Annotated in this window: 21 protein-coding genes and 1 pseudogene; 15 read left to right on the top strand and 7 right to left on the bottom strand. The window is 70.0% G+C overall.

The genetic code is table 11. From position 1 onward, the window contains the following. Window positions 1-90: 90 nt before the first annotated feature. The 4 genes from JJ691_RS12195 to JJ691_RS12180 all read left to right on the top strand — a co-directional run bounded on the left by JJ691_RS12195 (window position 91) and on the right by JJ691_RS12180 (window position 3,021). Window positions 91-852, top strand: coding sequence for an NAD(P)-binding domain-containing protein (locus tag JJ691_RS12195; RefSeq protein ID WP_211768888.1), 762 nt, complete (start codon window positions 91-93; stop codon window positions 850-852). 51 nt (window positions 853-903) lie between these two features. Further along, a complete protein-coding gene (locus JJ691_RS12190) occupies window positions 904-2,136 on the top strand; it encodes an erythromycin esterase family protein (RefSeq protein WP_211768887.1) in 1,233 nt (410 codons plus the stop codon). Window positions 2,137-2,209: 73 nt separating this feature from the next. Beyond that, a complete protein-coding gene (locus tag JJ691_RS12185) occupies window positions 2,210-2,725 on the top strand; it encodes a thioredoxin domain-containing protein (RefSeq protein ID WP_211768886.1) in 516 nt (171 codons plus the stop codon). 107 nt (window positions 2,726-2,832) lie between these two features. Continuing rightward, window positions 2,833-3,021 (top strand): hypothetical protein, encoded by a 189-nt coding sequence (locus JJ691_RS12180; RefSeq protein WP_211768885.1) that lies wholly within the window; start codon window positions 2,833-2,835, stop codon window positions 3,019-3,021. Window positions 3,022-3,111: 90 nt separating this feature from the next. On the opposite strand, the gene JJ691_RS12175 is transcribed toward JJ691_RS12180, so the two are convergent. After that, complete coding sequence (locus JJ691_RS12175) at window positions 3,112-3,825, bottom strand: 2OG-Fe(II) oxygenase (RefSeq protein ID WP_211768884.1); 714 nt, start codon at window positions 3,823-3,825, stop codon at window positions 3,112-3,114. A gap of 108 nt (window positions 3,826-3,933) precedes the next feature. Between JJ691_RS12175 and JJ691_RS12170 the strand changes: the two genes are divergently transcribed. Further along, the gene (locus JJ691_RS12170) at window positions 3,934-4,488 is read left to right on the top strand and encodes a TIGR03086 family metal-binding protein (RefSeq protein WP_211768883.1); all 555 of its coding nucleotides are present in this window, start codon (window positions 3,934-3,936) and stop codon (window positions 4,486-4,488) included. 4 nt (window positions 4,489-4,492) lie between these two features. Here the strand turns inward: JJ691_RS12170 and JJ691_RS12165 are convergent, their stop codons facing one another. Continuing rightward, window positions 4,493-5,692 (bottom strand): RNA polymerase sigma factor, encoded by a 1,200-nt coding sequence (locus tag JJ691_RS12165; protein ID WP_211768882.1) that lies wholly within the window; start codon window positions 5,690-5,692, stop codon window positions 4,493-4,495. Beyond that, window positions 5,689-6,075 (bottom strand): YciI family protein, encoded by a 387-nt coding sequence (locus JJ691_RS12160; protein WP_442912722.1) that lies wholly within the window; start codon window positions 6,073-6,075, stop codon window positions 5,689-5,691. The genes JJ691_RS12165 and JJ691_RS12160 overlap by 4 nt, the downstream gene beginning before the upstream one ends. A gap of 138 nt (window positions 6,076-6,213) precedes the next feature. Here JJ691_RS12160 and JJ691_RS12155 point away from each other — a divergent pair, with 138 nt between their 5' ends. The 4 genes from JJ691_RS12155 (at window position 6,214) to JJ691_RS52210 (ending at window position 9,850) form a co-directional block, all read left to right on the top strand. Next, window positions 6,214-7,404, top strand: a complete 1,191-nt coding sequence (locus JJ691_RS12155; RefSeq protein ID WP_211768881.1) for an SGNH/GDSL hydrolase family protein — start codon at window positions 6,214-6,216, stop codon at window positions 7,402-7,404. A gap of 380 nt (window positions 7,405-7,784) precedes the next feature. After that, window positions 7,785-8,297, top strand: a complete 513-nt coding sequence (locus JJ691_RS12150) for a hypothetical protein (protein ID WP_211768880.1) — start codon at window positions 7,785-7,787, stop codon at window positions 8,295-8,297. A gap of 20 nt (window positions 8,298-8,317) precedes the next feature. Next, entirely contained in the window at window positions 8,318-8,743 is a 426-nt protein-coding gene (locus JJ691_RS12145) for a septal ring lytic transglycosylase RlpA family protein (RefSeq protein ID WP_211768879.1), read from the top strand. Between the two features lie 78 nt (window positions 8,744-8,821). Further along, on the top strand, window positions 8,822-9,850 hold the full coding sequence (locus tag JJ691_RS52210) for a hypothetical protein (RefSeq protein ID WP_249227855.1): 1,029 nt from the start codon (window positions 8,822-8,824) through the stop codon (window positions 9,848-9,850). A 155-nt stretch (window positions 9,851-10,005) separates the two neighbouring features. Here the strand turns inward: JJ691_RS52210 and JJ691_RS53330 are convergent. Then, window positions 10,006-10,314: pseudogene (locus JJ691_RS53330) on the bottom strand (MFS transporter); the annotation flags it as partial. Here JJ691_RS53330 and JJ691_RS52205 point away from each other — a divergent pair. Continuing rightward, a complete protein-coding gene (locus JJ691_RS52205; protein WP_249227854.1) occupies window positions 10,265-10,468 on the top strand; it encodes a hypothetical protein in 204 nt (67 codons plus the stop codon). The pseudogene JJ691_RS53330 and the gene JJ691_RS52205 sit on opposite strands and share 50 nt — an antisense overlap. A 105-nt stretch (window positions 10,469-10,573) precedes the next feature. Here the strand turns inward: JJ691_RS52205 and JJ691_RS12135 are convergent, their stop codons facing one another. Then, the gene (locus JJ691_RS12135; RefSeq protein ID WP_211768878.1) at window positions 10,574-12,307 is read right to left on the bottom strand and encodes a pyruvate dehydrogenase; all 1,734 of its coding nucleotides are present in this window, start codon (window positions 12,305-12,307) and stop codon (window positions 10,574-10,576) included. Window positions 12,308-12,410: 103 nt separating this feature from the next. Here JJ691_RS12135 and JJ691_RS12130 point away from each other — a divergent pair, with 103 nt between their 5' ends. The 4 genes from JJ691_RS12130 (at window position 12,411) to JJ691_RS12115 (ending at window position 16,322) form a co-directional block, all read left to right on the top strand. Then, window positions 12,411-13,328: a LysR family transcriptional regulator gene (locus JJ691_RS12130; RefSeq protein ID WP_211768877.1), complete on the top strand. Its 918-nt coding sequence runs from the start codon at window positions 12,411-12,413 to the stop codon at window positions 13,326-13,328. Between the two features lie 195 nt (window positions 13,329-13,523). Next, on the top strand, window positions 13,524-14,387 hold the full coding sequence (locus JJ691_RS12125; RefSeq protein WP_211771419.1) for a glycoside hydrolase family 16 protein: 864 nt from the start codon (window positions 13,524-13,526) through the stop codon (window positions 14,385-14,387). 55 nt (window positions 14,388-14,442) lie between these two features. After that, complete coding sequence (locus JJ691_RS12120) at window positions 14,443-15,381, top strand: chitinase (protein ID WP_211768876.1); 939 nt, start codon at window positions 14,443-14,445, stop codon at window positions 15,379-15,381. Next, a complete protein-coding gene (locus tag JJ691_RS12115) occupies window positions 15,381-16,322 on the top strand; it encodes a chitinase (protein ID WP_211768875.1) in 942 nt (313 codons plus the stop codon). Before JJ691_RS12120 ends, JJ691_RS12115 begins: the two co-directional genes overlap by 1 nt. 45 nt (window positions 16,323-16,367) lie before the next feature. Here the strand turns inward: JJ691_RS12115 and JJ691_RS12110 are convergent, their stop codons facing one another. Next, a complete protein-coding gene (locus JJ691_RS12110; protein ID WP_211768874.1) occupies window positions 16,368-17,420 on the bottom strand; it encodes an FAD-dependent oxidoreductase in 1,053 nt (350 codons plus the stop codon). Further along, on the bottom strand, window positions 17,417-18,151 hold the full coding sequence (locus JJ691_RS12105; RefSeq protein ID WP_211768873.1) for an SDR family NAD(P)-dependent oxidoreductase: 735 nt from the start codon (window positions 18,149-18,151) through the stop codon (window positions 17,417-17,419). The genes JJ691_RS12110 and JJ691_RS12105 overlap by 4 nt, the downstream gene beginning before the upstream one ends. Window positions 18,152-18,246: 95 nt before the next feature. On the opposite strand from JJ691_RS12105, the gene JJ691_RS12100 reads away from it, so the two are divergent. Continuing rightward, window positions 18,247-18,843, top strand: coding sequence for a TetR/AcrR family transcriptional regulator (locus JJ691_RS12100; protein ID WP_211768872.1), 597 nt, complete (start codon window positions 18,247-18,249; stop codon window positions 18,841-18,843). Window positions 18,844-18,995: the final 152 nt, after the last annotated feature.

The following is an 18,995-nucleotide window of genomic DNA, read 5'->3' as shown; positions in this document are numbered from 1 at the left end:
CACCGATCCTGCCGGGCCGGTCCCGGGCCGCGCGACCGACAGCCGTCACGTTCGTCCGCCCGTGGCCGCGACATCTGTAGTGTCCGGGCCATGTACGGGTTCGTGGGGACGGGTGAGATCACGGCCGCTATCGTGGCCGGCCTCAGCACAGGTGTTGCCGATCCGCCGGCGGTCCTTCTGTCACCGCGTGGGCGCGACGTCGGGCGTGAGCTGGCCAGCCGGTTTCCGAACGTGCGGGTGTGCGAGAGCAACCAAGGCGTCCTTGACAGCGCGACGGTGATCGTCCTTGCGGTGCGTCCGCCGATGGCCCAGGACGTCCTGGCCGAGCTGTCGTTTCAACCACGGCACGTGGTGTTGAGCGCGCTGGCCGGTGTGCGGCTGGAACAACTGCGGCACTGGGCCGCACCGGCTGGTCAGGTCGTCCGGGTGATCCCGCTGCCGCAGGCCGCACAAGGCCAGAGCCTGACGGCGATATGCCCGGACAACGCCGTCGCCCGTGAACTGTTCGACCGGGTCGGCGGCGTCGTCGTCGCGAATGAAGAGAAGACCCTGGACGCGTTCAGCGCGGCGACGGCCACCTTCGCCGCGCATCTCGACTACCTCACGACCATCGCGGAGTGGCTGGCCGGCCAGGGCATCGAGCACGACGCCGCGACCGCCTACGTCACGCACATCTTCGGTCAGCTGGGCCAGTCCCTGTCGCAGCACACCGGCCCGTTGGCCGAGCTGACCGAGAAGCACATGACGCCGGGCGGGATCAACGAGCAGCTCATGACCGATCTGCGGCGCGAGGGCGTGCCCGACCTGGTGCGACACGCCCTCGACCGGGTGCTGGCCCGTCTCCAAGGGTGACACGTCAACCTACGGTTGACTAGCACGCTTCGGTCAACCTACGGTTGACGCATGAGCATCTATCCGCTGCGCACCCTCGACCCCGAGGACGAGGACTTCAGCGACCTCGAACCGCTCCGCGAGATCGTCGGCGACGCCCGCGTGGTGGCCATCGGCGAGAGTGCGCACAAGGTCCACGAGTTCTTCCAGCTCAGACACCGTGTAACCCGGTTCCTGGTGCGGGAGCTGGGTTTCACCGCCGTGGCGCTGGAGTCCGGCTTCCCCGAGGGGCTGGCTGTCGACGACTGGGTGCGCGGCGGGCCCGGCGACCTCGACGCCCTGCTGCACGACGGCATCACGTACCGGTTCGGCCGCTGCGAGGAGGCACGCGGCCAGCTGGAGTGGATGCGGTCACTGAACGGGCAGGTTCACTTCTACGGCATGGACGTCCCGGGGTCGAGTGCCACCACGGTGCCGGCGATCGAGGCCTGCCTGCCGCTGCTGGACGACGTCGATCCGGCCTACGCCAAGGTGATCCGGGACCAGTTGCTGCCGCTGTTCGACTACCTGCCGGCCGATCGGTCCGGCCGGCTCTGGGTCGTCCCGGCCCTCCAGGCGTACATGGCGCTCGACGCTGCCCACCGGCACGAGATCACCGCCCGGGTCAGTGCGCTGGCCGAACGTCTGCAGGCCATGCGGATCGTCTACGGCGCTGACGATCAGGCCGACGTCGGGATCCGCTGCGCCGCCACCGCCCGGCACATGGACGGCTTCCTCAACGCCATGGCCGACGGCGCCACCCGCACCTACCCCGCGGCCAACATCCGGGACGCCGCGATGGCCGAGAACGTGGAGTGGATCCTCCAGCGCGAGGACCGCGTGATCATCGGGGCCCACAACGGCCACATCCAGCGCGAGCCGCTGTGGGCGCCGCCGATCATCAACGACAAGATGACCACGCTCGGCGGGCACCTCGCCGCCTCCCTCGGTCCCGACCTGGTGGTCATCGGCAGCGCGTTCGGCGGCGGCACCCTTCAGTCCCACCGGATGCTGCCCGACGGGCCGCCCGGCAATGCCGAGCTGTACACGGTGGACGTCGGCCCCTTGGAGCCCGACACCATCGACGCCGTGCTGGCCGCCGCCGGCCTCCCGCTGCACCTCACCGACCTGCGCACGGCCCCGGCCAGCGCCGCCACAAAGATCATGAACGGTGCTCAGTCGCAGCCCATCGACCCGGCCGCCTCGTTCGACGCGCTCGTCTACATCGACTCGGTCACGCCCTGGCACGCGTTCGCCACCGCTTAACGGCGTTTCGGGCATTATGGGCCGGCATGGGGGCTCGCAGCCGGGCTGGACGGCACCGAGGGAAGGCGTGACGATGGCGACATCCGACGACAGGCGCCGGCAGGCCCAGAAGGCCATGAAGTCGGCCCGGGGCAGCGCCGGCAACGACCGGCGCTGGATCATCATCGGCATCATCGTGGTGGTCCTGCTGGCCGGCGGCGTGATCGGCGGGGTGCTCTACCAGCAGCACACCACCGCTCAGGCCAACGCCCAGGCCACGCAGGGCGCGATCCCGGCGGCCCACGCGTCCGCGACCTATCCGACCACCGTCGACAAGGCCGCCGCGACCGTGCTCGTCGGCAAGGACACGGCCAAGACGACCGTCGACGCGTACGAGGACTTCCTCTGCCCCATCTGCGGCCAGTTCGAGCAGGTCTACTTCCCCCAGCTGGAGAAGCACCTCGCCGCCGGTGACCTGAAGATCCGCTACCACCTGCTCAACCTGCTCGACGCCAGCTCGGTGCCGCCCGGCTACTCCATGATCTCGGCCAACACCGCGCTGGCCGTCGCCACCGTCGCGCCCGACACAAGTTCCTGGACTACCACCTGAGCCTGTACCAGAAGCAGCCCAAGGAGCGCGGGCCCGGCTGGACCCAGGACCAGCTGTCCGACCTGGCCCACCGCCTCGGCGTCACCGGCGCGCAGTTCGACGACCTGGTGCGGAACAACACGTACGGCAAGCAGATCCAACAGAACCTCACCACCGCCGAGCAGGACCAGAACCTGTGGCAGCAGAACCAGGACGGCTCCAAGGGCTTCGGCACCCCGACCATCGCCGCCGGCGGCAAGGCCGTGAGCGTGGCCGACCCGAACTGGCTGGACAAGGTCCTCGCCGCCGCCAGCTGAGCACCCCTCCCCTGTTGCCACGTGCGCTTCCCACTTGCGTCCAGGCGCCAAATGGGAAGCACACGTGGCATCCCCGGCGGGTGAGTGGCGTCAGGTGGCGTCGTGGAAGACCAAGCCGAGGGTGTGCCGCCGGCCGGCGCGGACCGGCGAAACCCCGTGCCGCACCGGCGAAGCGGACCAGCCGCGCGCGCCTTGGACCGGGCGGTCACGGGTGGTGAAGACCAGGCCGTGGCCCTGCGGAATGAGGGTCACGGTCCCCCGCGACTGGGCCCGGGGCCGCTGCTCCACCAGCAGGAACTCGCCGCCGGTGTGGTCGACGCCGGGCTCGTTCAGATTGATCACGACCTGGAGCGGGAACACCTTGCCCCCGTACAGGTCCCGGTGCAGGGCGTTCCAACCGCCGACCTCGTAGCGCAGCAGGATGGGCGTCGGTCGGGTCTGCCCGGCGGCATGGCATATCTTCAGCCACTCGTCCAACGTCTCCGGCCATTCCGCCTCCCGTCCAAGCCGGGCGTGCCAGTCGCGGGCGATGGGCAGCAGCCGCGGATACAGCGCCTGCCGCAGGTCGTGCACGGCCTCGGGGAACGCCTCCGCGAAGTACCGGTAGTCGCCGTTGTCGCCGAACCGATGCCGCCGCAGGTTCACCGTGGCCCGGAAGCGCTCCGTGCGGTCCCACAACGCGACGATCTTGGCGCACTCGGCCGGCGTGAGCAGCTGTGGCAGCAGCGCGCAGCCGTAGTCGTCGAGTTCGGCCGCCACCGCGGCCCAGTCGGCCCCGGCGACCCGCTTGAGGTACTTGGTCACGCTTCGAGCCTGCCCGCCGCGCCCCCGCCGAAGCTGGCGGAAACCGGCTGTCGAGTTCGTGGGCCGCCGTTCGTCCTTGGGGCAGTCGTCTCCAGAAAGGCATCGAGGATGGACGTGTTGAAGCTGTACGGACAGGCCCAGGACGGGTTCGACGCGGCGGTCGCCGACGTCGAGCCGGACCGCTGGGACACCCCGTCGCCCTGCGCGGGCTGGTCGGTTCGGGATGTCGCCGGGCACGTGACCTGGGCGCAGCGCCAGCTGCGGGCGTGGGCGACCGGCGAGGACTACGACCAGCCTGGCGGCCCGGGGACGCCGCACCCCGCCGCGGTGCTGGCCGACGCCGATCCGCTGGCGGCATGGCGGGAGGCGCGTGCCGACGCGACGGACGTGCTCACCGCGGAAGCCCTGACCCGACCGACACCGATCCCCGGCATGGGCGAGGTGCCGCTGATCGCGATCGTGCGCCTGCTGATCACCGACACCACCGTGCACAGCTGGGACATCGGCCGGCTGACGCTCGATCCGGAGCTGGTGTCGGCGTCGTTCGACTGGTCACGGCAGAACATCATGCGCCGGCCGGGGTTCTTCGGACCGGAGCTGACCCCGCCGGACGACGCCGACGAGCAGACGCGTCTGCTGGCGTTCCTCGGCCGCAAGGCCTGAGCGGTCAGCCGAGCTCGCGCAGCCGACCGGCGAGGAATCGCCGGTCGGCCGGGCTGACGGCGAGTTCGTGCGCGCGGCGGTACGCGGTGGCCGCCTCCGTCGGGCGATCCAAGCGACGCAGTAGATCCGCGCGGGCGGCGTGCATCAGGTGGTAGCGGTCGAGGCCGGTGATCCGGTCGATCAGCGCCAGTCCTTCGCCAGGAGTGGTGGCCATCGCCACCGCGACGGCGTGGTTGAGTGCCACCACCGGCGACGGGTCGACGGCGAGCAGCTGACCGTAGAGGCCCGCGATGCCGGGCCAGTCCGTGCGCTCAGCCGAGGGCGCCTGGGCGTGCAGGGCGGCGATCGCGGCCTGGAGCTGGTAGCGGCCCGGCCGGCCGAGGCTCAGGGCCCGATCCAGCAGCACGACGGCATCGGCGATTTCGACGGCGTCCCAACGAGAACGGTCCTGGTCGGCCAACAGCACCGTGTCGCCGTCAGGGTCGAACCGGGCCGCGCTGCGGGAATCGTGCAGCAGCAGCAAGGCGACCAGCCCCAGCGCCTCGGGCTGGTCGGGCAGCAGGGCAGCGACGAGCTTGCCGAGCCGGATCGCCTCCCGCCGCAGCGGTTCGGCGCCGGCGGTGTAGCCCTGGGTGAAGATCAGATACGTCACGGCGAGCACGCCGGACAGCCGCTCGGGCAGCACGTCCTCAGCCGGCACGCGCAGGCGGATGCCGGCGTCGCGGATCTTTCGCTTGGCCCGCACCAGGCGCTGGGCCAGGGTCGACTCGCCGACCAGGAACATCCGGGCGATCTGCCCGGCAGTCAGCCCGACAACCGCCTGGAGTGTGAGGGCGACCCGCGCGTCCTCGGCCAGGGCCGGATGGCAGCAGGCGAAGACCAGGCTCAGCCGCTCGTCGCCCACGGCGAGCAGGCCGGGCTCCGTCATCACGGTCACCGTCTCCGGCGGGCCGAGGCCGGCCAGCTTCTCCCGGCCCACTCGGGCTCGCCGCAGCCGGTCGATCGCGCTGTTGCGGGCCGCGGTCAGCAGCCAGGCCACCGGGTCGTCCGGGGGCGGGTCGCCCCATTTGGCCAGCGCCAGGGCACACGCGTCCTGGAGCGCGTCCTCGGCCAGTTCGAAGTCGCCGAGCGCGCGGATCAGGGCGGCCAGCATCCGGGCCCGGTCCCGTTGGTAGACCTCGTGCAGGACCGCTCCTGCCGTCACGATGAACGGTGGTCCAGACCGGGCACCCCGGCGACCGGCCGCACCTCGATCGACCCGACCGCGGCCAGCGGGCACAGCGCCGCCAGCTCCAACGCCTCGTCCCGGTCACAGTCGAGCACGTAGACACCGCCCAGGTGCTCGTGGGTCTCGGCGAACGGGCCGTCGGTGACCAACGCCTTCCCGTCCCGGACGCTGACCGTGCTGGCCGTGTCCTCGCCCAGCAGCGGATGCCCGGACACGAACACCCCGCGCCGGCGGCATTCCTCGGCGAACGCGTTCACCCTGGCCAGCGCCTCGGGGAAGGCCGGGTCGTCCGGTTCCGGCCGCTCGCAGTTGTAGATCAGCAGCATGTGCAGCACGGCGCCGACGGTATCCTGAGCCATCCGGCCGAGCAGCCTCATCCAACGTTTCCGCGCCGTTGTCGGTATTTTTCTTCATGACATCAATGTATTGCGGGATGTGGGCGTTCCTCGTACCGTGGGCGGTCCCTGCACCGACCACCTCACCGTCGAGGACTGGTTATGACATCTCCCTGCCGACGAGCCGGGCTCGGGGCCGCGTTCGCCCTGGTGCTGGCCGGAACAGTCATCTCAGCGCCGACCGTCCAAGCCTCCGACGTCAGAGCCGCGGCATGGACCGGAACGTGGTCAGTGTCCCCGCAGGCCGGCGGACAGTCGTTCGGCCAGCAGACCCTGCGCCAGATCGTGCACACGAGCATCGGCGGCCCGGCGGCCCGGGTCGAGGTGTCCAACGCCTTCGGCTCGGCACCGTTGGTGATCTCCGATGTCCATGTGGCGCAACGGACTTCGGGTTCGACGGTCGGGAACGATCACGCGGTGACCTTCGGCGGGCAGTCGACGACGACGATCCCGGCCGGCGGGCTGGCGATCAGCGATGCCGTCGGGTTCACGGTGCCGGCGATGTCGGACGTGGCCGTGAGCATGTACCTGCCTCAGGGCGCCGGCGGGTCGACCTTTCACCAGCAGGGCAACGCCACCAACTACGTGGCGGCCGGCGATGTCAGCGGCAACGCCAGCCTGCCGGGGGCACAGAACGTTGGCAGCTATTACTTCCTGAGCAATCTTGACGTGCAGGGCGGGCAGGGCGCGGTGGTGACGCTGGGCGCGTCGATCACCGACGGCGTCGCGTCCGGGACCGATGACAACCGCCGCTGGCCCAACGACCTGGCTGTGCGGCTGGCCAACGCCGGGCGGGCGGTCGGCGTGCTCAACCAGGGCATCAGCGGCAACCGGCTGCTAGTCGACGGGGCCGGGCCCAGTGCTCTCAACCGCTTCGGGCGGGATGTGCTGGCCCAGCCGGGAGCACGGTGGGTGATCTTCTCCGATGACCCGATCAACGACCTTGGCTCGACCAGCCCGCCGCCCTCGGCCGACCAGCTCGTCGCCGGGGCCAAGCAGCTGGTGTCGCGGGCGCACGCGCAGGGCCTGAAGTTCCTGTGCTCGACGCTGACGCCGTATGAGGGGGCGGGTTACTGGACGCAGCAGGGCGAAACGGCCCGGGAAGCCTTCAACGCCTTCGTGCGCGGCGGCGGCAGCGGCTGCGACGGTGTGGTCGACCAGGACGCCGCTACCCACGACCCGGCCCATCCGACGCGGTACCTGCCGGCCTACGACGCCGGCGACCATCTGCACCCCAATGAGGCCGGCCTCCAGGCCATCGCCAACGCGGTGAACCTGAACCTGTTCGGCTAGCGGTCCGCCCGGCGTTCGCCGCCTGTCCGAACGGGCAGCGAACGCCGGGCGAAAATACATCCGAAGTCATGAACGTGTCGTCGAATATTCTCACCCGAGGTCCGCTGCGGCCCGAACGACTGACACCCTGCAGGGTGACGTCGTTGGGCCGTTTTCCATCGTCGTGATCAATTCCCACCATTACATGAGATTTACTCGCACTCGAACCGTTTCACTCTTCGGAACGGTCCCTGGTCGACGCGACCGTCGCGAAATTCGCGGCGTGCCGACGCTCACCCCAATGGCTGACCGAATGACCCGGACTTGACGGCCGACGCGCTTCCGGCACTATCAGCCCGTGCGGCAAACGCAACTTCTCCTGCTGAACGGGTGACGAATCCATGAATTGGAAAGCCCTTCCCGTCGCCGGGCTCGCGGCGCTCGGACTGATGACGCCGGCCGCCGTGGCCAACGCCCAGTCGGCCGCACCGGCGGAGAACCAGTCCATGCTGGTCACGCTGTACGGCGCGCTGGACAACGACCCGCCCGGCAGCGCGGCCATCGCCTATCCGCACAAGCACGAGCAGGCCGGTGGCACCGGCACCTACGCCGACCCGGTCACCTTCGCCACCGACAAGGCCGAAATGGCGCCCGGCACCATCGTGTACTACCCGTACCTGAAGAAGTACTTCATCATGGAAGACGGGTGCGCCGCGTGCTCCAGCGACTGGAGCCACGGAAAGAAGAAGCACATCGACCTGTGGGCCGGCAACTCCAGCGACCGCGCCATCCTCGACTGCGAGAACAAGCTCACCAAATCGCCGGGCGCCGTGGACGTGAAGCCGGCGAACAACCTGAAGGTCGACACCACGCCGATCTTCGACCCCAAGACCAAGAAGTGCTATTCACCGTGAAAGAAACGAGGTTGTGCACGATGTCCATGCGGACACTGCTGATCGGGGCCGCCGCCCTCACCGTCGTCCTGGCCGCCGCCCCGGTGGCCTCGGCCGCGCCGACCGACACGCCGCCCAAGGGCAAGGACTGCTGGGCCACCCACTACGGCCAGCCCGGCCTGGACGGCCAGCCCACCGCCAGCGGTGAGCCGTACGACAACAACGCGGACAAGGCCGCCACCTCGCTGTCGCGCAGCCCGCAGTTGAAGTTCGGCACGAGGGTGAAGGTCACCAACGTCAAGAACAACAAGACGGTCACCGTGACGATCAACGACCGCGGCACCTACAAGTGGACGCCGCAGGTGCCCAAGTGCCTCGACCTGACCGACGGCGCGTTCAAGCGCCTCGGCGGCAGCGTCGACCCCGACGACGGCCACATCGTCGTCCGGGAACAGGTCCTGGGCTGAGTTTCCGCCGCGAAGGCCGCCCGAGCCCCACTCGGGCGGCCTTCGTGTGTCCCCGGGCCCCGCCGGTAAGGTCGACTGATGCGTGTTCGACCGGTGTTGGTGCGTGACCGCCAGGCGTGGCAGCACCTGGAGGCCTTTGTCATCTGCGCGGTCGTGACGATCCTGATCACGCGGACGTTCCTGAGCGCCACCGGATATCCGAAGATCGGCAGCGGTGGGCTGCACATCGCGCACATGCTGTGGGGCGGGCTGCTGCTGCTGATCGCACAGCTGCTCACGCTGTCGTACCTGGGCCCGGTGACCAAGCCGCTGGCGGCGGTGCTGGGCGGTGTCGGCTTCGGGCTGTTCATCGACGAGGTGGGCAAGTTCGTCACCGCCGACAACAACTACTTCTACCGGCCGGCCGTGGCGATCATGTACGTCGTGTTCGTGGTGATCGTGCTGGCCGGGCGGCTGCTGCACGACCGGAGGTCGCGTGGCCCGGCGGAGCAGCTGGCCAACGCGGCGGCGACCGCGGCCGAGGGGGCGGCGGTCGGGCTGTCCAAGTCCCGCCGCGCGGTGGCCAACCGGCTGCTGATCCTCGCGGCCAAGGGCGGCGCGGACGAGGCTCTGACCTCGGCACTGTCCACTGTGGTCGCCCACTGCCCCGACCGCCGGTCCGGTCCGCCGGTGTTCCAGACCCTGCGGCACCGGCTGACCGCGCTGCTGCCGCAGAACTGGTTCCTGGTGTGGCTGGCCAACATCCTGCTGATCGGCCAAGCCGCGACCGCGGTCGTCGACGCGCTGCTGGCCCTGCCCGAACACTCGACCGACGCAGGGATGTTCGCCAGCACCGGCCAACTGACCGGTGGCATCGTCACCGGCCTGTTCGCGGTCGCGGCGCTGGTCGTGCAGTGGTCGGGCGACCGCACCCTCGCGTTGCAGCTCAGCCGGTATTCCGCGCTGGTCACCGTGCTGTTCACCCAGGTCTTCGACCTGGCCCGGCAGGAGTTCGCCGGCCTGATCGGCGTCGCGGTCGGCCTGTTCGGCCTGGCCGTGGTCGCGCTGCACGAGCACCGCTCGAACCGGCCCCTGATGGCCAAGGCGAAGGCCAAGACCGACGCGTGACGGCCGGCAGCCGTCGTGTGGCGGCTGCCGGCCGTCACACGATGGCTAGTCGATTCGGGCCGGGCCGAGCGGCCGCCAGGCGCACCCGGCAATGTCAGCGAGAGCCGGGCGTTGGCCTCGGCCAACCGGTCCCTGGCGACGACCGCCGGCAGCAGGGCGCCGCTGGCGGTGTCGGCAAGGGTGTCGGCCGTGCCCAGGACGAAGAACAGGGCATAGATCAGCGGCAGGCTCAGCGCGTGCAGGGCGGCGGCTCCCGCCAGCGCACCGACCGCCGCCGCGCGGGCGACGTTGACCGCGACGATGAGGTTTCGCCGGTCGAGGCGGTCCACGTAGACGCCGCTGACCAGGCCGAACAGCAGCCACGGCAGCTGCTGGCTGAACGTCGCCAGCGCCACCGGCGCCGGGTCGTGGGTGATGGCGGCGACCAGCATCGGGCCGGCCGCCAGCGTGATTCCGTCGCCCATCGTGGAGATGGCCGACGCGGTCCAGAGCGTGCGAAATCCCGCGCCGAGCGGCGCGGTCGTGTGGGCGAGCAAGGATTGCTCCTCGGTGTGGGACGGTCGGATGGCCGGCATCCCCGTCTCGCCGAGAAAGCGGTTGTCAGCGCTCCCGCGGTGAGACGGTCACCGAGTCCGTGCCGAGGCGCATGCCAGCTCCCTTCGCTGCCCACCGTTTCGCCGGCAGGGTAACGCGCCGCCCCGGTTCGGGACGACGCGTTTTCGCTCAGGGGCGTGGGATGTTACGGAGGTTCGAGCGGGCGATCTCCACCATCTTGCCGACGCCACCGTTGAGCACCGTCTTGCTGGCCGCCAGCGCGAAGCCCTTGACCATCTCCCCGGTGATCTTGGGCGGGATGGACATGGCGTTGGGGTCGGTAACCAGCTCGACCAGGGCCGGTCCGGGGCGGGAGAAGGCCTCGGTCAGCGCGCCGCGGATCTTGGCCGGGTCCTCGACCCGCACCGAGGGAATGCCGCAGGCGGCGGCGATGGCGGCGAAGTTCACCGGGGCGTGGTCGGTGCCGTAGGAGGGCAGGCCGTCGACCATCATCTCCAGCTTCACCATGCCGAGGCTGGCGTTGTTGAACACCACGACCTTCACCGGCACGTTGTAGGTGGGCAGGGTGAGCAGGTCGCCCATGAGCATGGCCAGGCCGCCGTCGCCGGAGATGGACACCACCTGCCGGCCGGGCGACGACATGGCGGCGCCGATGGCGTGGGGCAGGGCGTTGGCCATGCTGCCGTGCCGGAAGGAGCCGATCACCCGGCGTCGGCCGTTGGGGGTCAGGTAGCGGGCGGCCCACACGTTGCCCATGCCGGTGTCCACGGTGAACACGGCGTCGTCGGCGGCCACGTCGTCCAGGACGTCGGCGGCGTACTCGGGGTGGATGGGCGTGCGGTGGTCGATCCGCGTGGTGTAGGCGTCGACCACCTTGTCCAGCCGGCGGGCGTGCTCGCTCAGCATACTGTCCAAAAAGGACCGGTTGGCACGCTTGCGAAGCAGCGGCAGCAGGGCGGTGATGGTGGCCTTCACGTCGCCGTGCACGGCCAGGTCCAACGGGGTGCGGCGGCCCAACGCGGCGGCGTCGGAGTCGACCTGCACGGTGCGGGCCTGCGGCAGGAAGTTGTCGTACGGAAAGTCGGTGCCCAGCAGGACGACCCGGTCGGCGGCGTGCATCGCGTCGTAGCAGGCGCCGTAGCCGAGCAGCCCGGACATGCCGACGTCATAAGGGTTGTCGTACTGGATCCACTCCTTGCCGCCCAGCGAGTGCCCGACCGGGGCCAGCAGCGCGCCGGCCAGGGCCATCACCTCGTCGTGCGCGCCGGCGCAGCCCGCGCCGGCGAACACCATCACCTTCTCGCCGGAGTTGAGCAGCGCGGCCAGTTCGGCGATCCGCTCGGCCGGGGGCACCACCGGCGAGGGCGTGACCAGGTTGACCGCGGGCGCGCCGGCCACCGGGCTGCGGCGCTCGGCGACGTCACCGGGGATGGCCAGCACCGACACGCCGCGCCGGCCGACCGCGGTCTGCATGGCGATGCGCAGCAACCGCGGCATCTGCTCGGCCTGGGACACCAACTCGCAGTAGTGGCTGCACTCCCGGAACAGCTCCTCCGGGTGGGTCTCCTGGAAGAAGTTGGTGCCGATCTGGGCCGACGGGATGTGCGAGGCGATGGCCAGCACCGGCGCGCCGCTGCGGTGCGCGTCGTACAGGCCGTTGATCAGGTGCAGGTTGCCCGGCCCGCAGCTGCCCGCGCACACCGCCAGCTTGCCGGTGACCTGGGCCTCGGCCGCGGCGGCGAAGGCGGCGGCCTCCTCGTGCCGGACATGCATCCACTCGATGCCGTCGGTGCGGCGGATCGCGTCCACGATCGGGTTGAGGCTGTCGCCGACCACGCCGTAGACCCGCTGCACGCCGGCGTCCCGCAGGGTGCGAACCAACTGCTCGGCAACGGTGGTCATCACTCACGCTCCTTCGCGTCGTCCCCATCTACCCTGCGCCGACCGGCTGCCATGCGTCCAATGCCTGTTTCTCACGACTTCCATGCCGTGAGAACATGGAAGCATGGATCTCCAGGTGCTGCGCTGGTTCCAGGCCGTCGCCGACGGCGCCACCGTCACCGAGACCGCCGAACACGCCCACATCACGCAGCCTGCCCTGTCCCGGGCCCTGGGGCGACTGGAACGCGAGGTCGGCACGCCGCTGTTCACCCGGGCCGGGCGGGCGCTGCGGCTGACCCCGGCCGGCCGAGTGTTCAAGGACAGCCTCGACCAGACGCTGGACCGCTACGACCTGGGCCTACGGGCGGTCGCCGAACTGGTGGACCCGGATCGCGGGGTAGTGCCGGTGGCATTCCTGCACACCTTCGGCACCTGGCTGCTGCCCCCGCTGATCAGCAGTTTCCGTCGCACGAACCCATTGGTGCGCTTCGAACTCCGCCAGCACGGCGAGGCGGCGATCCTCGAGAACCTGCTCGACGGCGTCGTCGACCTCATTCTCACCAGCGAGGACCCCGAACACCCGCAGGTGAGCTGGCGGCGGCTGCTCGTCGAACCCCTACGGCTGGCCGTACCCGCCGCCCACCGCCTCGCCCGCCGGAAACGCGTTCGCCTGGCCGACGTCGCCGAGGAGCCGTTCATCGTGCTCCGCCACGGCTACGGCCTGCGGGCGCGCACCGAGGACCTGTGCCGGCAGGCCGGTTTCACGCCGCTGGTCACGTTCGAGGGCGAGGAAGTCGAAACCCTGCGCGGCCTGGTCGCCGCCGGACTCGGCGTCGCCCTGCTGCCCCCGCCGCACGCCGTGCCGGCCATGGCGGACGACATGGCGCCCGCTCGACATCTGGAGATCAGCGACGTCGACGCCGCGCGCGAGATCGGCCTGGCGTGGCTGGCCGACCGGGCTCTGCCCAGCACTTCGCACTCGTTCCACGAGCACGTCCTGCGGGCCGGCCCGGGCCTGGTGCCCGATGCCTATCGCCGCTAGCACTCATCTTCGCCGGACGCTCACGCTTTCCACCGTAGTGCCTTGCCGCGCTTCCCGCAGAACTTAATCTAAGATCCCAATAAACCGGGCGTCACACCTTGCCATTGGTGGTCTAGACCTCGCATACTCCTGGTTGCCGCCACCAGTGTCCAATCATGAGGGAGCATCGCAAAACCCAGGATCTGAGAGGTGACCATGACCGTGACGCCTTCCCTGCGGCGCTCACACCGACTTCGCACCCGAGCGTGCCTCGCCGCCCTGTTCGCGACGGCGCTCGTGGGCTCGGCGACAGCGGCCTTCCCTGCCACCGCCGCTGTGGCCGCCCCCTCCGACGCGAGCTTCACCGACGACTTCAACGGCCCAGCGGGTTCCGGCGTGGACACCAGCAAGTGGCACTTCGAGACCGGCGACAACGTCAACAACCACGAACGCGAGTGGTACACGTCCGGCACCGACAACGCGGCGATCGACGGACAGGGCAACCTCGTCATCACCGCCAAAAAGGAAAATCCCGGCAATTACCAGTGTTGGTACGGGCCGTGTGAGTACACCTCGGCCCGACTGTCCACGGCCGGCCAGTTCACCCAGGCCTACGGGCACTTCGAGGCCCGCATGAAGATCCCCCGCGGACAGGGCATGTGGCCCGCGTTCTGGCTGCTCGGCGACAACATCGGCAGCGCCGGCTGGCCGCAGTGCGGCGAGCTGGACATCATGGAGAACATCGGCAAGGAGCCGAGCACCGTGCACGGCACCATCCACGGGCCGGGCTACTCGGGCGCCAACGGCGTCGGGGCCGCCTACAACGGACCGGTCTTCGCCGACGACTTCCACACCTACGCGGTGGACTGGTCGCCGAACCAGATCACGTGGTCGGTCGACGGAAACGTGTACGAGACACGGACTCCGGCCGACGTGAACGGCAACCAGTGGGTGTTCGACCACCCCTTCTACATCATTCTCAACCTCGCTGTCGGCGGTGACTGGCCCGGCGACCCGGACGGCGGCACTCAGTTCCCGCAGCAGCTCGTCGTGGACTACGTGCACGTGACGACCGGCTGACTCCTGCCCCCAAAGGACAGTCCCTGCAGTTGTTCCCCACGCTCACTGGAGAGCCATGCCCTGCACCCGAAAAACATCCCTGCTCACCGGCGCGCTCGCGGTGGCCATGGTCGGCCTCGCGCCCGCGGCGCACGCGGCGCCGGCCGACGTGCCGGCGCACTTCGCCGCGCCCTACCTGGAACTCAGCGACTCCAGCGCCGGGCTGATGGCCGAGGACATGCAGGCCAGCGGCGACAAGTTCTACACACTGGCCTTCCTCATCCCGCAGAACGGCTGCACCGCCCAATGGGAGGCCGGCGGCACCCCGGTCGGCTCGTACTCGTCGCAGATCAAGGACCTGCAGTCCAAGGGCGGCGACGTGATCATCTCCTTCGGCGGGGCCGAGGGCGGCGAGCTGGCCCAGACCTGCACCTCGGTGGAGGACCTGACCGCGGCCTACGCGAACGTGGTCAAGACCTACGGCGTCAAGCGGCTGGACTTCGACATCGAGGGCGGCGTGCTGGGCGACTCGGCCTCCAACGAGCGCCGCAACCAGGCACTGGCCGCGCTGCAACAGCAGAACCCCGACGTGCAGGTGGACTACACGTTGGCGGTGGCCCCGGACGGCCTGCCCGACCAGGAGATGGGCGTGCTCCAGGACGCGAAGGCCAAGGGCGTCAACGTGAGCGCGGTGAACATCATGGCCATGGACTTCGGCGACGGCGAGAACGCCCTCAACGACGCCCTGTCCGCCTCGAAGGCGGCCAGCGGCCAGCTCGCCGGTCTCTACGGCATCTCCAACGAGCAGGCGTACGGCAAGCTCGGCATCACCCCGATCGCCGGCAAGAACGACGACAACGAGACCTTCAGCCAGGACGACGCCGCCCAGCTTGAGCAGTTCGCCGCGTCCAACGGCGTGCAGCTGCTGGCCTTCTGGGAGGTGGCCAGCTACGACAAGGCCACCGGCTACGCCTACTCGAAGACCTTCAACCAGATCGGCGGTGGTGCCGCGTGATGTTCCGAGCCCTGACGCTGACCGCCGTGGCCGCCAGCACGCTGGCGGTGACCGCCGTTCCCGCCCAGGCGGTCACCGCCGCCGAGTTCGCGCCGTACACCGACATGTCCAACTCGACAGCGTCCATGTTGGACACGGCGATCACCCAGCACGGCGTCAAGTCGTTCTCCGCCGCGTTTGTCATCGGCAGCGGCTGCGACGAGATCTGGGGCGACACCCTGCCGGTGGGCAACGACCCCAACACCGACGCCGCCATCAGCAAGGCGAAATCCGAGGGTGCCTCGGTGATCGTCTCCTCCGGCGGCGCCGCCGGCGAACCGCTGGCCTGGACCTGCACCGACCAAGGGAAGATCGAGGATGGCTACCAGAAGATCATCAGCTCCTACGGCGTGAACTCGCTGGACTTCGACATCGAGGGCGCGGCCGTCGCCGACCAGGCGGCGGCCGCGCGGCAGATGACCGCGATGAAGGACCTGAAGGCCAAGAATCCCAACCTGACCTTCTCGGTCACGCTGGCGGTGCTGCCCACCGGTCTGACCCAGGACGGCGTCAACGTCGTCACCGCGGCCCGCAACGCCGGCGTGAAGATCGACAACGTCAACATCATGGCGATGGACTACTACAACGGCACGCAGGACATGGGCCAGGCCGCCATCCAGGCGGCGCAGGCCACGCTGTCCCAGATGAAGTCGGTCGACGGCAGCTACACCTACGGCAACGTCGGCATCACGCCCATGATCGGCACCAACGACGACAACTCCACGTTCACCCTCGACAACGCGGCGACGGTGAAGAACTGGGCCAGCTCCAACGGAATCGGGCGGCTGGCGTTCTGGTCGATCAACCGTGACCAGTCGTGCTCGGCGTTCGCCCCGCAGGCGTCGCCGACGTGCAGCGGCGTGAGCCAGAACAAGCTGGCCTTCGCCGACGCGTTCGCCTGATCACCCGACGCGGCTCCGGCGGTCCCCCGGCCGTCGGAGCCGCGTTCAGCTCCGAAGTTCAGCCAGAGCACCGAATCCGAGCGCGGCGCCGCGCTGGCCGACCCGCTGGGTGGCCTCGTGCGAGCGCTGCTGGACGTGTCGCGCCAGCGGCCGCCGGATCGTGGCGTACCCGGTGAGCGCGGCCTCGACGGGCAGATCGGGCAGGGTGAGCAGGTCGGCCAGCAGGGCCGCGTCCTCCAGCCCCACCCCCGCACCCTGGCCCAGCCGCGGACTCATGGCGTGGGCCGCGTCGCCGGCCAGCGCGATCCGGCCGCGGGCCCACTCGTCGGCCACTACCTGATTGATGTTGGCGTAGAAGGAATCCGGCTCGGTGAGCATGCCGTCGACCAGACTGCGCAGCGGGCCTCGCAGGCCGCGGAAGTCCTCGGCCAGCTCGGTGAGGCTGCGGCCGCGGTGGTTGTCCGCCACGCCGGGCAGGAACACCATGCCGTGCATCGCCCGCCCGCCGTCGACGAGGAAGTAGCCCAGGCGGCCGTCGCTGGTCGACCCGACCACGTCGAGGCCTTCGGTGTTGGGCACCTTGAACCGCACCACGGCGCTGTCGGCGTAGCTGAAGTCCGGACCGCCGAGGACAGTGCGGCGGGTCCAGGAGTTGATCCCGTCCGCGCCGATGACGGCGTCGAACTCGCCGCCGGCGCCATCGCTGAACGTGACCTCGACCCGCGATCCGTTGTCGTGGGCCGTGATCGGCGTGATCCCGGTGCGCACCAGGTCGCCCACCGGCCGCCAGAGCCACCGCTGGAGCTCGGAGCGGGACATGATCATGCCGCTGCGGGCGTCGACGCCGACCGGGGCGGAGGTGTCCGGATCGAACATGACCATGCGGTCGAACGGGTCTGCGGCCAGCTCCTCCGGCGTGAGACCCAACTGCCGCAGGGCGTCGAAGTGCCGGCCGGTCAGGGCGATCGCCCAGCCCGCCTCGGTGATGACCGGGGCCTGCTCCACCACCGTGACCTCGACGCCCTCGGCGCGGCGCAGTCCGTTGGCCAGGGCCAGGCCGGTCAGCCCGGCGCCGATGATCAGGATGCGGCGGCTCATGCGATCGCCATCCCGCCATCGACCGAGATCACCTGGCCGGTCACCCACGACGCCGCCGGATCGGCCAGCGCGACGATCCACCGGGCCACCTCCTCGGCGGTGCCGCGGCGCTTGAGCGGCAGGGCCGCCGCCTCCGCCGCCTTGATCTCGGCGACCTTGTCTGGTGGTAGGACCGTGGACAGGATCGGCGTCTCGGTGGGTCCGGGGGCGACGGCGTTGACGCGGATGCCGTGCTCGGCCAGTCCCGCGGCCCAGGTCCGGGTCAGGTAGTCGATGGCGGCCTTGGACGCGCCGTAGAAGCCGCCCTTGGGGCGCTGGGCGACCGCGCTGCTGACGTTCACGATGCTGCCGCCGGACACCGACAGGTGCTTGACCGCCGCGGCGACCAGATAGGACGGTCCGAAGACGTTGACCGAGAACAGTTCGGACAGCGCCTCCGGCGTGACGTCGGCGATGGACACCGGGCTGAACCGGCCGGCGTTGTTGACCAGCGCGTCCAGCCGGCCGTGTGTGTCGACGACGTCCTCGATCAGCCGCTGGGCCTGGGTGTGGTCGGCGACGTCGGCGACACGGTGGCCGACGGCTGTGTGCTCGGCGGCGAGTTCGGCCAGCGGGGCCTCCCGCCGGCCGGTGACGATCACCTGCCAGCCCTGGTCGGCCAGTTGGCGGGCCGTCGCGCGGCCGATCCCCGTGCCGCCGCCCGTGACCAGGGCGACGTGGTCCGTTGTCATGTCAACACTCCCCACAGTAAAACGAATGATCTTTCGTTTTAGTCTGCGCGCGTGGCCGGGGCGTGTCAAGGCGAAAGATCGTTCTATATTGGGGCATGCCCCCGGTCACCCCCGAGTACCTCGCCCGGCGCCGCGCGGCGATCCTGGCCGCCGCGGCCCGCTGCTTCGCCGCCAACGGCTTCCACGCCACGTCCATGCCGGACGTCTGCGCCGAGGCCGGCATGTCCGCCGGCGGGGTCTACCGCTACTTCGACAGCAAGGAGACGCTGATCGCCGAGCTGGCCGAGCTCGAGCTGGCGCCGGTGTACGACGTGCTGCGCGCCGCCGCCGACGCCGAGCCCCTGCTCCGGCCGGCCGAGGTCATCGACCTGGTGCACCGCACCGTGCTGGCCGACAACCCGTCGTCCCTGCTGCTCCAGGTGTGGGCCGAGGCCGTGCACAACCCCGCCGTGCACGACTCCGTGCGCCGCCGCACCGCCGGAATCCTCGACATCCTCAGCTCGTTCACCCGCCGCTGGATGCCCGGTTGCTCCGAAGATGCGGCGCTGTCCGCCGCGCGGGCCCTCATGGCCGTGAGCATGGGCACCTTCGTGTTGCAGAACGTGATGGAGGCGAGCGCGGAGCGGACTGCCACCCACACGCTGCTCGAGTCCCTCGACGGTGTCGTGCGGGCCGAACTCCAAAACGAGTAATAGCCCCAATACTTCTGGCGTGATACCCACCGGTCGATCCGGTACCGCCGTGTCTCGCCGGCCCAGGAGTCACGATCTTTGATTCTCTGAAGCGCTTGACCTCGGCCCACCGGACATAGCAGGCTGATACCGCTGCGACACCGGGGGTGATC

It is taken from the genome of Kutzneria sp. CA-103260 (genome assembly GCF_018263855.1).
Lineage (GTDB): Bacteria > Actinomycetota > Actinomycetes > Mycobacteriales > Pseudonocardiaceae > Kutzneria.
The sequence above is the reverse complement of the archived record's forward strand: the minus strand, read 5'-3'. Positions and strand labels throughout refer to the sequence as shown.